Raw genomic sequence first — 13,177 nt, 5'->3', positions numbered from 1 at the left:
CCGTCGGGACCGCTTCGGGCGCACGGTAGAGCGCGTGCACCCGAATCCGACCCTATCGGCGGGAGAAGTCCCGGGGAACCCCGGGGCGATCAGCCGAGCAGGTCGTGCAGCTGCACGATCTCGTCGCGCCCCGGGCCGACGCCGATGGCCGAGATGCGCGACCCGCTCATCGCCTCGAGCTCGCGCACGTAGGCCTGCGCGTTCGCGGGGAGGTCGGCGAACTCGCGCGCGCCCGAGATGTCCTCGCTCCAGCCGGGGAACTCCTCGTAGACCGGCTTCGCGTGGTGGAAGTCGCTCTGCGAAACGGGCACCTCGTCGAACCGCTCGCCGTCGACGTCGTAGGCGACGCAGACGGGGATCTTCTCGACGCCGGTGAGCACGTCGAGCTTCGTGAGCACGAAGTCGGTGACGCCGTTGATGCGCGAGGCGTAGCGCGCGATCGGCGCGTCGTACCAGCCGGTGCGGCGCTTGCGGCCCGTGGTCGTGCCGAACTCGTGCCCCTGCTCGGTGAGGAAGTCGCCCCACTCGTCGAAGAGCTCGGTCGGGAAGGGACCCGCGCCGACGCGCGTCGTGTAGGCCTTCACGACCGCGATGACGCGGTCGATGCGGTTCGGGGCGATGCCCGACCCGGTCACGGCCCCACCGCTCGTCGCGTTCGACGAGGTGACGAACGGGTAGGTGCCGTGGTCGACGTCGAGCATCGTCGCCTGGCCGCCCTCGAAGAGCACGGTCTCGCCCGCCTCGAGCGCACGGTGCAGCAGCAGAGACGTGTCGGTGACCATGGGACGGAGCCGGTCGACGTAGGAGAGCAGTTCGTCGACGATCTCGTCGACGCCGATCGCCCGCCGGTTGTAGACCTTCACGAGCAGGTGGTTCTTCTGGTCGAGCGCGCCCTCGACCTTCTGACGCAGGATGTTCTCGTCGAAGAGGTCCTGCATGCGGATGCCGACGCGGTTGATCTTGTCGGCGTAGCTCGGGCCGATGCCGCGACCCGTGGTGCCGATCTGCCGCTTGCCGAGGAAGCGCTCGGTGACCTTGTCGAGCACGCGGTGGTACTGGGTGATGAGGTGCGCGTTGGCCGAGATGCGCAGCTTCGAGACATCCACCCCGCGAGCCTCGAGGCCCTCGAGCTCTTCGAACAGCACCTCGACGTCGACCACGACGCCATTGCCGATGACCGGCGTGACGCCCGGCGTCAGGATGCCGGACGGCAGCAGGTGCAGCGCGTACTTCTCTTCGCCGACGACCACGGTGTGACCCGCGTTGTTGCCGCCGTTGAACTTGACGACGTAGTCGAGGCGCGAGCCGAGCAGGTCGGTCGCCTTGCCCTTGCCCTCGTCGCCCCACTGTGCACCGATGAGTACGGCTGCGGGCATGTCAGCGCTCCCCTTCTGCCGGCTGCTCGGCCGGAACGATCGTGATGAGCTGGGTCGGCGTGAACTCGCTCGCGATGCGAGCGGGCGCCTCGGCGTCGGCGCTGCGCAGCTCGTCGGCGAGCCGGGCGGCCTGGTCGGCGAGACCGAGCGCCTCGGCGGCGCGGCGCTGCGTGTCGAGGGCGCGCAGGTACGCGCGGTTCGGCTCGTCGGCCCACGGCACGGCGGTGCCGGGCTGCCAGCCGGCGGCCGCGAGCTGCGCGCGGGCGAGCTCGGCGGATGCCGCGGCGAAGGCGTAGGCCTCGAGCGGGCGACCCTCGGAGTCGGCGAGATCGGCGAGCTCGGCCCAGGCGAGGGGCGATGCGGGATGCTCCGAGACGACGCCGGCCACGGCGGCGCGATCGGCCTCCGCCAGCGCTTGGCGGACCTCGGGCTCATCGGCGAGCGCCGCGGCAGGCCCGGGTGCTGTTTTCTTGGGAGTCACACTCCACCTTATCGCGGGGCCCATTTCGACCATTCGAAGCCGGTCGAGTAGGCGCGAAGCGCCGTATCGAGACCCTCAGCCGGTGGTCGAGTAGCGAAGCGTATCGAGACCCCGTCGCGAGGCTTCGACACGAGCCACGCAATACCTACTTCACTGCAATGCGGAAGCCGCCCTCGCCATACGTGGCGGCGAGTTCACCCTCGCGGGGCAGTTCAAGTTCAGAGCAGCCGGACACGCCGCCACCGATCCGCTGCATCCAATAACAGACGGCATACTCGCCCGGTGGCGCGGTGATCCGGAAGTCGCCGTCTTCTTCAATGGGGGACACCGTGCCACCGAGTTCTGAAACGTCCGACTCGCTCAGCGTCCCCACGACGGAGACCCATTGCTGGGAGTCCGAGATCGGTTCCTCGCCCGTGAGTTCCCAAAATGACCCATCCATCACCTCGATGGGGAGGACCGCCAGCCCGCCACCACCGACGGCGTACTTACCCCCGACTCCCACATCGTCGAGACCATACATCCGGCCGACCAGACCACCCGTGCCGGCTGGCGTGGGTCCGCACGCCGTGAGCAGCCCGATGGCAAGCGCCAGCATCACGATCGAGAAGGCTGCGCGGCCTCCGGCGGACGTCATCGGAGGATCACGTTGAACTCGTATATTGAGAAGTCGTCGAGGACGACTCGGAATGTCTTGGTGGTGCCGGCCCAAGATTTCGGTGTTGCCGCGTTGACGTGCCAGGTTCCCCCGGAGCGCACCATGTCATACGTCGCGCCGGAAACAGTGAACGCGCCGGAAAGGACCGTCGAGCCGCTCACGTCAGCGCCGGTAATCGTCCACTTGATCGGAATCGTGCGCCCGGCATTGACGCTCCCTCCGGGGGCGACCGGCGGCTCGAACCCAGCGAACACGTAGTCGGATCCGGGGGGCTCCGGCGCCGCGACCCGTTGGATCGTGATCGTTACGCTCGCGGTCGCGGTAGCACCGGTGGTGTCGGTCGCGGTCGCGGTGATCTGGTGGGTACCTTCGCTGAGCAGGTCAGCACGTTGCACCAGGTCAGAGCCAGTTCCGAGTTGCCCATCGAGATCCGAATTCCACATGATGGTGCCGTCCAGCGGACCGTCTTCGGCATCGGTCGCAGTCGCGGTGAGCGGAATGCTCTGTGCGCCGGTGGCGACGAACCCGTTCGTCGGACTGTCGATATTCAGTATCGGCACGAGGTTCGGGAGGGTGAACGTCGAGGATGTTGCAACGGCGCTTCGCAGGCCGTCGCTGGCGATCACGCGGATCCGAGCGGTGCTGCTTCCCGGCAGCGACCATCGTGCGACCGACATCGAGGCTCCCGGAAGGTCAATGCCGATCGGGTTCCACGTTGCGCCGTCATCCGTGCTGTAGAGGACGGTGTGACGGAGTGCGTCGCTGTCGGCGTCCGATGATGTCCAAGTGAACGTGACGCGATCTGACGTTCCACCGGTTGGCGGCGAAACCATTACCTGTGGCGAGTTGGATGAGACGGTGCCGCTGGCCAAGGTCGCGTTCGCGGAAACGACCTCAACGAGCGTCGCACTCATCAGGCCCTGCGGAACCACGACATTGAAGGTCGACGGCGCAGCCGCGACGTCACCACCAATCCCCGAATCACCATGGTTGCTAATCGGCGTGAACCTGGTCCGCCACAACTCTGCCCCGGAGTCGTCGCGGAGCACCACCGCGTGTGTGCCCGTCGGATCGTCCGCGGTGGGGGCGAAGTCAACGCTGAGCGCGGGCGCGAGTTCGGCGCTCAGCCCATCAGCAGCGATCACCCCACGAATGGTTTCCCCGGCACCCGCGTCGAGATCACCGATGATCGGTGCACGGTCGTCGGTGAGCAACTGCAGGTAGTCGCGCTTCCCGATCCATCGCGCCTGCCCACCCTGGTCATCCGACCTGCAATACGACATCAGAGAAGTGTTCGTTTGGGGGGCGGAGAGGAACAGATCATCGTCCGAGTCGAGGTAGCGCGGGTCGATACCCCAGACCTCACTCCGCGGATCGCCGATCGGGCCAAGCGCCGCGACGGTGTCACCATTGGTCTTCGTGGTCCAATGGGGGTAGTCATCGGCACTGGCGTCGGCAACCTCCGTGCACCAGCCCTTCTTCATTTCGTTGAAGACCCAGAGGATCTTCGTCCAGCCGTTCTCCGCGGCGTTGACACTATGGTGCAGGCCATACGAATGACCGAGTTCGTGGACGACTCGGTTGCGCGCATGGCCGCTGTCGAACTCGCCCTCGAGGAATTCATCGAAGCCTGACGCCACCCCGCGCGTCGAGAGCCCACCGTAATCGGCGCCGCTGCTTGAGCCGCGGATGACCCCGTACCAGCGCTGCTCCTTCGGCGCGTCTGCGAGGTCCTTCGCCGCCTGCAACTTCTCATTCAGAGCACCAAGGTCCGTCGGCCGTTCATCGACAGAAAGTGTGGTGAAATCAGCGCTCCACCCGGCGCTCGGCGACGATGCAATGAACCGCTCATGCTGTTCCCACAAGTCGCCCATCGTCGGTTCGACCAGTTCACCATTCTCCTCGAAGCTAATCGCGCGGTACTCGAGGTCTGCTGCAAATCCCCCGACGAACCCCACTGTCTCGGAGCATTGCGCGTTCACACCCGTCAGGTCCGCGTCGCACGTGACGCCGCCCGGCAATTCAACCGCGAGTTCCAGCGACTCCTCGAAGGTCCAACTGATGGGAAGGGCGAAATTCAGACTGTCATTCACAGTGCTGCGGTCCTCGACCGCGTTCTCGTCGACCAGCACACCAGTGCTCGGGTTGAGCGACGTCAGCGGGCTGCCCGAAAGTTCGACGCCGTCGGAATATACGTGCAGCCGGCCGTTGGTCCGAACGGCCTCATCCGCTTGGGTTTCGAGAAAGGCTCGAACCAGTGTCGGACGCCCCTGCACGAGCGGCACCGAGTTGTCCCAATCTTGGAGGACCTGGTTAACCTCGATCGCTTCAACGCGGAGTGGATCGGTCAGACACCCCGAGATCAACGAGGTGAACTCGGTGGTTGTCCGCGCCACTGTCACCGTTCCCCCACCGAACACATAGGGGCCGTACGCGGCGATGGCCGCCGGAGTGGTGAAGCTCCCGTCCTCGACAGCGACAACGCTGTAGCGGTCCACGCCAACGCTCTTCGCATACGTAGTTGCGGACGACATCGACTCACCCGAGTTGCGGGCGCCGTCGGTCGACATACAGAGCGTCCAATCTGCCGCAGGCCGACCATTCGCGAGGAGTTGGTTCGTGCCGGTACGGATCGCGTCACCGGGGTTGGTGTTGGAGCCGATTTGTGAGATCGCCCGCACCTGTGCGATCAAATCATTGACATCCTGCTCCGAGCCAATCGGCGTCAGCGGGATCTCGACGCGTGTGCTCGGGGTGGTGGAACCAACGTACGACCACTGAACAACCGATACCGCCACCGAATTGTCGAGCGGCACGTTCACCCGATCCTGCAGTGCGGCCGCATACCCGTCCAGCTGCAGGTCCCAGTCGGTTGCGCTGATCGAACCGGAGCCGTCGAGCAGCAGGACCAGGTCAGTCTGCTCGACGATTGGCAGCTCCTCGTCAGGCTCCACATGCATGTCGGCCACAGCGACCTGGCCGGCCGCTGTGAGGAGCAGGGCTGTGACGCCGAGAACTGCGACTACACGGGCTGCAAAGTGTCGAATCACTGTGACTTTCCTTTCGGGCAATTCGGAAAGGTTCGATACAGTCGCGTGAGCACCGGTCTTGTCGCCAATGCCGACCGTAGTGGCAACTTCTCGGCCGAAGGCACCCCCTGTTCGGGGGTCCTCTCCCGCCGGCACGAAAACGCGACGAGCCCAGACCCCATCGCAGAAGTGGTAGGGGGAGCGAGAGGTTCAACGGCTCCGCCGTCGCTACTCGACCGCCGGAAGGCCACCGGCCGCGGCATCCGCCCCGATGTCACGCACCCGGACGCCCAAGTAGGCTGGAGGGCATGTCGAAGGTCCTCACCTCCCTGCCCGTCGGCGAGCGCGTCGGCATCGCCTTCTCCGGAGGTCTCGACACCTCCGTCGCCGTCGCGTGGATGCGCGAGAAGGGCGCCGTGCCGTGCACGTACACGGCCGACCTCGGCCAGCCCGACGAGCCCGACGTCGAGGCCGTTCCCGGCCGCGCGCTCGAGTACGGCGCCGAGCTCTCGCGACTCGTCGACTGCCGCGCCGCACTCGTCGAAGAGGGCCTCGTCGCCCTCGCCTGCGGCGCGTTCCACATCCGCTCGGGCGGCAAGACGTACTTCAACACGACCCCGCTCGGTCGCGCGGTCACCGGCACGCTGCTCGTGCGCGCCATGATGGAGGACGGCGTCGACATCTGGGGCGACGGCTCGACCTACAAGGGCAACGACATCGAGCGGTTCTACCGCTACGGCCTCATGGCCAACCCGCGCCTGCGCATCTACAAGCCGTGGCTCGACTCGGCGTTCGTCACCGAGCTCGGCGGCCGCCAGGAGATGAGCGAGTGGCTGCAGGAGCGCGACCTGCCGTACCGCGCGAGCGCCGAGAAGGCGTACTCGACCGACGCGAACATCTGGGGCGCGACGCACGAGGCGAAGGTGCTCGAAGAGCTCGATGCCGGCATCACGACGGTCGAGCCGATCATGGGCGTGAAGTTCTGGGACGAGTCGGTCGAGATCCCCGCCGAAGACGTCACCGTGCGGTTCGAGGAGGGCCGCCCGGTCGCGATCAACGGCGTGCGTTTCGACGACGCCGTCGAGCTCGTGCTCGAGGCGAACCGCATCGGCGGCCGACACGGGCTCGGCATGAGCGACCAGATCGAGAACCGCATCATCGAGGCGAAGTCGCGCGGCATCTACGAGGCGCCGGGCATGGCGCTGCTGCACCTCGTCTACGAGCGCCTGCTCAACGCGATCCACAACGAGGACACGATCGCGAACTACCACAACGAGGGCCGCCGTCTCGGCCGACTCATGTACGAGGGCCGCTGGCTCGACCCCCAGTCGCTCATGCTGCGCGAGTCGATCGTGCGCTGGGTCGCCTCGGCCGTCACGGGCGAGGTCACGGTGCGCCTGCGCCGCGGCGACGACTACACGATCCTGAACACCGAGGGCCCGGCGTTCAGCTACCAGCCCGAGAAGCTCTCGATGGAGCGCGTGGGCGATGCGGCCTTCGGCCCCGAAGACCGCATCGGCCAGCTCACGATGCGCAACCTCGACATCGCCGACTCGCGCTCGCGCCTCGAGCAGTACGCGCACCTCGGCATCGTCGGCGGCGCCACCGCGGCCCTGGTCGGCGACCTCGCCGAGGGACAGGCGGCGTCGATCGCCGCTGCCTCCGACGACGCTGCGGATGCCGCGACCGACGCCGCGATCGAGGCGGCGGCGTTCGATCTCGGCACCGACTGAGACCGCACGGCTCACCGTCACCACTCGACGAGGCCCGACTCACCCGACCGCGCTCTCGCAGCGCGGATCGCGGGAGTCGGGCCTCGTGCTGTGAGGTGCCTGAATTAACTTGCACACTATTGTGCAAGTTCGTTACGCTCGAGGCATGCCGTCCGTCACCGACGCGGAGCGCCGCGCGCCCCGTCGGGACGCGGCCGAGAACCGCGAAGCCCTGATCACCGCCGCCGCCGCGACGCTCGCCGTCGCGCCCGACGCCTCGCTCGAGACGATCGCCGCCGCCGCCGGCCTCTCCCGCCGCGCCGTCTACGGCCACTTCGCGGGCCGCGACGAGCTCGTGCTCGCACTCATCGAGCGCGGCACCGCACGACTCAACGCGGTCGCCGCGACCGTCGAGCACGAGTCGACGCCCGTCGCGCTCGCCCTGCTCGGCTCGCGCCTCTGGGGCGTCGTCGAGCACGTGCGCCTGCTCGCCGGAATGGCGCTCTCCGAGCCCTACGTCGAGCGGGTCGCCGCCGCCCTGGCGCCCGTACGCGAGCGCCTCGCCGCGCTCGTCGCCCGCGGGGTCGCCGACGGCACCGTGCGCGACGACCTGCGACCCTCGCTGCTCGCGCGCCTCATCGAGGAGTCGGCGCTCGCCGTGCTGCTCGAGTCGGGCCGAACCGCCCTGCCGCAGGCCGAGGCCCGGCGCGCCGTCATGCTCTCGGTGCTCGGCACGGCCGGGCTCTCGTGGCGCGAGGCGGGCGCCCTCATCGACACCACCCCCGAGCTCACCACACCCGAGCTCAACACCCCCGAGCTCACCACACCCGAGCTCACCGAGCTCGCGACCTCCGAGGAGCCGGCATGAGAATCGAACTCCGCGACGTCACCAAGGGTCGCGACGCACAGGCGCTCGGCGCCACCACGGTCGGCTTCGAGTCGGGCCGTGCGACGCTGGCGCGCGCCGAGACCGAGCAGCGACCCACCGTGCTCGGCCTCATCGCCTCGGGCCGCATGCGGCCCGACGCGGGTTCCGTCACGATCGACGGCAAGGCGGATGCCTCGGCGATCCGCCGTCGCATCGCGCTCGTCGACGCCCCCGACGTCTGCGACCCCGCACCGAACGTCACCGTCGCGGGCGTCGCCGCCGAGGAGCTCATGTTCGCGGGCGTCCCGTCGAACCCCGTCTCGGCGTCGCGCTGGCTCGCCCAGCTCGGGCTCGACGACGTCGCACGCACGCCGATCGCCAACGTCGCGCCGCTCACGCGCCTGCGCCTGCTCACCGAGCTCGCGCTCCTGCGCGAGGGCGTCGAGGGGCTCGTGATCGTCTCGCCCGACCGGCACGGCGGCGACCCGACCGAGTGGTGGGGCCTCGCGAAGCAGCTCGCCGACCGCGGGTTCGCCGTGCTCGTGATCGCCGGCGACGCCTCGGCCGCCGCGATCGGCGCCGCCGCGATGATCGCCCGCATGCACGGTCCCGACTCCCCCGAGGAGTTCGACGACGCCGACACCCTGCCGCTCGCCGAGGGAGGCATCGCGTGAAGATCCCGCAGATGATCGCCGCCGAGTTCCGGCGACTGACCTCCACGAAGATGTCGGTGCTCGCCCTGCTCGCCCTCGTCGCGGTGCCCGTGCTCTACGGCGGGCTCTACCTCTGGGCGAACCAGGACCCGTACGCGAAGTTCGCCGAGGTGCCGGTCGCGCTCGTCGTGGAAGACGAGGGCGTCGCCGCCTCGACGAGCGCCACCGGCGAGGCGGTCGAGGCGCGCAACGTCGGCGAGGAGATCGCCGACGAGCTCGTCGCCGACGGTGCGTTCGACTGGCAGCGGGTCTCGGCCGAGGAGGCCGAGGCCGGGCTCGACGACTCGAGCTTCGACTTCGCGATCACCTTCCCCGCCGACTTCTCCGACGCGCTCGCGTCGGTGCAGACCGACGCACCGCGCCAGGCCGAGATCATCCTGTCGACGAACGACGCGAACAGCTACCTCGCCGGCACGATCGGCAAGCAGGCCGTCGAGCAGATCCGCGCGACCATCGCCGAGAAGGTCGGCGAGGAGGCGGCGTCGACCCTGCTCGACTCGATCTCGACGATCCGCGGCGAGCTCGTCGAGGCGGCCGACGGCGCGTCGCAGCTCACCGACGGCGCCGAACAGGCGGTCGGCGGCGCGGCGCAGCTCGAGGCGGGCGCGACCAAGCTCGCCGACGGCAACGCACAGCTCGCGACCGGGTCGGCCCAACTGGAGACGGGCGCGCAGCAGCTGGCCGCCGGCACCTCGCAGCTCGCGACGGGTTCGGCGACGCTCGCCGACGGCGCCGCCCAGGTCGCCGACGGCAACGCGCAGCTCGCGGCCTCGGCCGACCGGGTGGGCTCGGCCGTCGCCGACGCGGCCTCCTCGGTGCCGCAGGCGCGTGCCGACATCGAGGCCGCCCTCCAGGCGCAGGGGGTCGACCAGGCGACGATCGACGACGTGCTCGCACGGCTCGACGTCGTCGGCGACCGCATCACCGCGGGCAACGACAAGGTGCAGTCCGTCGTCGGCGACATCGACCGGCTGGCCGAGGGCAGCCGACAGGTCGCCGACGGCTCCGCCGACCTCGCGGCCGGCGCGCGCACGGCGGCCGACGGCGCCGCCCAGGTGTCGGGCGGCGCTTCCCAGCTCGCCGACGGCGCCGCGCAGGCCGCGACCGGTTCGGCGCAGCTGCGCGACGGCGTCGGCACGCTGCAGTCGGGCCTCGGCGAGCTCGCCGACGGCGCGGGGCAGCTGCGCGACGGGCTCGACGCCGGGGTCGACCAGATCCCCGACTCGAGCCAGTCGACCCGCGACGCGCAGGCCGCGACGATCGCCGACCCGATCACGCTCGAGACGAGCTCGATGGCCCAGGCGGGCAACTACGGCGCCGGGCTCGCCCCGTTCTTCGCGGCGCTCGCCGGCTGGATCGGCATCTACGCGCTCTTCCTCATCGTGAAGCCGATCTCGCGCCGGGCCGTCACCGCGCTCCACTCGCCGATCCGCATCACGCTCGCCGGCTGGCTCACGCCGGGCCTGCTCGGCGCGGTGCAGATGGCGGCGCTCTACCTCGTGCTCGCGTTCACCCTCGGGTTCCAGATGCACCATCCGCTCGGCGTCGTCGGCACGATGGTCTTCGCATCGGTGACGTACGCGGCGATCATCCTCGCGCTCAACGTCTGGCTCGGCTCGGTCGGCCAGTTCCTCGGCCTCGTGCTCATGGTGCTGCAGCTCGTGACGGCGGGCGGCACGTTCCCGTGGCAGACGCTGCCCGCACCCCTCGCGGCCCTGCACCACGTACTGCCCATGGGCTACGTCGTCGACGCGATGCGCCAGTTCATGTACGGCGGCGACCTGTCGCGAGCGGCGGGCGACTTCGGGGTGCTCGCGATCTGGCTCGTCGGCGCGCTCGTCGTCTCGGCGATCGGCGTCACCCGCATGACGCACTTCCGCACGCTGCGCGACCTGCAGCCGAGCCTCATCGGCTGAGTCCGGTCGAGCACGGATGCCTCGGGGCCGGCGTCGGCCCCGAGGCATCCACGTCTCACAACCAGTGCCGGGACTTGAAGATCAGGTACAGCACGTAGCCCGACACGAACATGAGCAGCAGGGCGAACGGGTAGCCGAAGACCCAGTGCAGCTCGGGAATGTGGTCGAAGTTCATGCCGTAGATGCCGGCGACGAGCGAGGGTGCGAAGAAGATGGCCGCCCAGCTCGAGATCTTCTTCGTCTGCTCGCTCTGCGCGATGCTCGCCTCGTTCTGCCGCTGCGCGACGAGCGTGGCGTGCACGCTCAACGCGTTGCGCAGCGTCTCGCGGTACTCGTCGACGCGCTCGGTGATGCGGATGACGTGGTCGAGCACGTCGCGGAACGCACGCCGAAGCTCGAGCTCGTCGCCCTCGGGATCGGCCGCCGCGTCGTCGCTCAGCTCCTCGCGGATCGCCTCGATCATCTCCCGCAGCGGCTTCACCGCGCGCTGGAACTCCATGACCTCGCCCGACAGGTCGTAGATGCGCTTCGCAACCGCAGCATCGCCGCTGAAGAGCTGCTCCTCGATCTCGTCGATGTCGTTCTCGAGGCCCGCGACGACGGGGGCGTACTCGTCGACGATCTGGTCGACGATCGCGTAGAGCACGCCGAGCGGGCCGCGGGCGAGCAGTTCGGGCGCGGCCTCGAGGCGTGCGCGCACGCGCCCCAGGTCGGGCTTCTCGGCGTGGCGGATCGCGACGACGAAGTCCCCGCCGACGAAGACGTGCACCTCGCCGAACTCGACCCGCTCATCGGCGTCGAGGTAGCGCGCGGGCCGCAGCACGACGAACCGGGTGTCGCCGTAGCGCTCGAGCTTCGCGCGCTGGTGGCCGGCGAGCGCGTCTTCGACCGCGAGCTCGTGCAGGCCGAACTCCTCGGCGACGACGCCGAGCTCGGCGGCATCGGGCCGGTAGAGGCCGATCCACGCGAAGCCGCCCGGATGCCGCTCGAGCTCGTCGAACGTGTCGGCGAGCACCGCCGGCGAGACGGCGCGCCGACCGTCGACATAGACCGCGTTGTCGATGACCGTCACGGGTCAACCGTAGGTCACCCGTAGATGCGATCGGCGTAACTCGGGCCGTAGTACTCGTCGAGCGTCTCGAGCGATTCGTCGGGTCGTTCGAGCGCCTGCGCGATGACCGCCCGCCGCGGCGCGGCCTCGGGCCGCCACGCGTCGGGCTGCCAGGCCTTCGAACGCAGGAACGCCTTGGAGCAGTGGAAGAAGACCTGCTCGATGTCGACCACGGTCGCGAGCACCGGTCGGTTGCCGCGCACGATCATGTCGTCGAGGAACGGCGCGTCGCGCACGATCGTCGCCCGCCCGTTGATGCGCAGGGTGTCGCCGCGACCGGGGATCGCGAAGAGCAGCCCGACGCGCGGGTTCCGCAGCAGGTTGTGGAACCCGTCTGCGCGGCGGTTGCCGGGACGCTCGGGGATCGCGATCGTGCGGTCGTCGAGCACGAGCGCGAACCCCGCCGGGTCGCCCTTCGGCGAGACGTCGAGCCGCCCCTCGTCGTCGCTCGTCGCGACGAACGCGAGCGGGGCGGCCGCGAGCCACGCGCGGTCGATCGCGTGCAGGTGCGTGCGCTCCTTGCGCACGACCGCCGGCAGCGGCGCGCCGACGATCTCCTCGAGCTCGTCGACGGTGGTCACGGGTATGCCGCGGGAACGATCGGTCATGCCCGCCACGCTACTCCGAGGGCGCGGCCGGCCCGAACGCGTGCGTCAGCACCCACGAGTGCATCGCGATCGCGGCGGCGGCGCTCGCGTTGAGCGAGCGGGTCGACCCGAACTGGGTGATCTCGACGATCGCGTCGGCGGCGGCCGTCGCCTCCGGCGAGAGCCCCGGGCCCTCCTGACCGAAGAGCAGCACGCACCGCTCGGGCCACGCGAACGCCTCGATCGGCACGGCGCCCTCGACGTTGTCGACCGCGATGACGGGCAGCGATTCGCCGCGCGCCCAGTCGGCGAATGCCGCGACATCCGGGTGGTAGTCGACGTGCTGGTAGCGGTCGGTGACCATGGCGCCGCGCTTGTTCCAGCGTCGGCGGCCGATGATGTGCACGGTGTCGGCGGCGAAGGCGTTGGCGCTGCGCACGATCGAGCCGATGTTCATGTCGTGCTGCCAGTTCTCGATCGCGACGTGGAACGGGTGCCGGTGCTCGTCGAGGTCGGCGACGATCGCGTCCATGCGCCAGTAGCGGTAACGGTCGATGACGTTGCGGGTGTCGCCCGCCGCGAGCAGTTCGCGGTCGTAGCGCGGGTCGTCGGGCCACTCGGCCTCACCGCCGGGCCACGGGCCGACGCCGTGCTGCGGCATCGTCGCCTCGGGTTCGGATGCCTCGTGCCGGTCGTCGTCCACACGCCAACGCTACCCGCGCCGGG

General features: G+C 69.4%; 11 protein-coding genes. 4 read left to right on the top strand and 7 right to left on the bottom strand.

Features of this window, described 5'->3' with window-relative positions; genetic code table 11:
- Positions 1-89 precede the first annotated feature (89 nt).
- The 4 genes from ACWGPE_RS11390 to ACWGPE_RS11375 form a co-directional block, all read right to left on the bottom strand.
- Positions 90-1,376: an adenylosuccinate synthase gene (locus tag ACWGPE_RS11390; RefSeq protein ID WP_452048720.1), complete on the bottom strand. Its 1,287-nt coding sequence runs from the start codon at positions 1,374-1,376 to the stop codon at positions 90-92.
- Position 1,377: 1 nt separating this feature from the next.
- Positions 1,378-1,857, bottom strand: coding sequence for a DUF3151 family protein (locus ACWGPE_RS11385; protein ID WP_452048719.1), 480 nt, complete (start codon positions 1,855-1,857; stop codon positions 1,378-1,380).
- 145 nt (positions 1,858-2,002) lie between these two features.
- Positions 2,003-2,494 (bottom strand): hypothetical protein, encoded by a 492-nt coding sequence (locus tag ACWGPE_RS11380; RefSeq protein ID WP_231429627.1) that lies wholly within the window; start codon positions 2,492-2,494, stop codon positions 2,003-2,005.
- Complete coding sequence (locus ACWGPE_RS11375; protein WP_452048718.1) at positions 2,491-5,565, bottom strand: DUF1194 domain-containing protein; 3,075 nt, start codon at positions 5,563-5,565, stop codon at positions 2,491-2,493. Before ACWGPE_RS11375 ends, ACWGPE_RS11380 begins: the two co-directional genes overlap by 4 nt.
- A gap of 287 nt (positions 5,566-5,852) precedes the next feature.
- On the opposite strand from ACWGPE_RS11375, the gene argG reads away from it, so the two are divergent.
- The 4 genes from argG (at position 5,853) to ACWGPE_RS11355 (ending at position 10,753) form a co-directional block, all read left to right on the top strand.
- Complete coding sequence (argG, locus tag ACWGPE_RS11370; RefSeq protein WP_452048717.1) at positions 5,853-7,277, top strand: argininosuccinate synthase; 1,425 nt, start codon at positions 5,853-5,855, stop codon at positions 7,275-7,277.
- 145 nt (positions 7,278-7,422) lie between these two features.
- Complete coding sequence (locus ACWGPE_RS11365) at positions 7,423-8,124, top strand: TetR/AcrR family transcriptional regulator (RefSeq protein WP_452048716.1); 702 nt, start codon at positions 7,423-7,425, stop codon at positions 8,122-8,124.
- Positions 8,121-8,798: a hypothetical protein gene (locus ACWGPE_RS11360; protein ID WP_452048715.1), complete on the top strand. Its 678-nt coding sequence runs from the start codon at positions 8,121-8,123 to the stop codon at positions 8,796-8,798. Before ACWGPE_RS11365 ends, ACWGPE_RS11360 begins: the two co-directional genes overlap by 4 nt.
- On the top strand, positions 8,795-10,753 hold the full coding sequence (locus tag ACWGPE_RS11355; protein WP_452048714.1) for a YhgE/Pip family protein: 1,959 nt from the start codon (positions 8,795-8,797) through the stop codon (positions 10,751-10,753). The genes ACWGPE_RS11360 and ACWGPE_RS11355 overlap by 4 nt, the downstream gene beginning before the upstream one ends.
- Positions 10,754-10,808: 55 nt before the next feature.
- Here ACWGPE_RS11355 and ACWGPE_RS11350 read toward each other — a convergent pair whose 3' ends face one another.
- Genes ACWGPE_RS11350 through ACWGPE_RS11340 form a run of 3 tightly spaced genes read right to left on the bottom strand, consistent with a single transcriptional unit; the run spans position 10,809 to position 13,112 of the window.
- Positions 10,809-11,825, bottom strand: a complete 1,017-nt coding sequence (locus ACWGPE_RS11350; RefSeq protein ID WP_231429620.1) for a magnesium and cobalt transport protein CorA — start codon at positions 11,823-11,825, stop codon at positions 10,809-10,811.
- Positions 11,826-11,839: 14 nt separating this feature from the next.
- The gene (locus ACWGPE_RS11345) at positions 11,840-12,472 is read right to left on the bottom strand and encodes an MSMEG_1061 family FMN-dependent PPOX-type flavoprotein (protein ID WP_275505188.1); all 633 of its coding nucleotides are present in this window, start codon (positions 12,470-12,472) and stop codon (positions 11,840-11,842) included.
- Positions 12,473-12,482: 10 nt separating this feature from the next.
- Positions 12,483-13,112, bottom strand: coding sequence for a TrmH family RNA methyltransferase (locus ACWGPE_RS11340; RefSeq protein ID WP_231432240.1), 630 nt, complete (start codon positions 13,110-13,112; stop codon positions 12,483-12,485).
- Between the last annotated feature and the right edge of the window lie 65 nt (positions 13,113-13,177).

This window comes from Agromyces sp. NPDC055658, assembly GCF_053618155.1.
The sequence above is the reverse complement of the archived record's forward strand: the minus strand, read 5'-3'. Positions and strand labels throughout refer to the sequence as shown.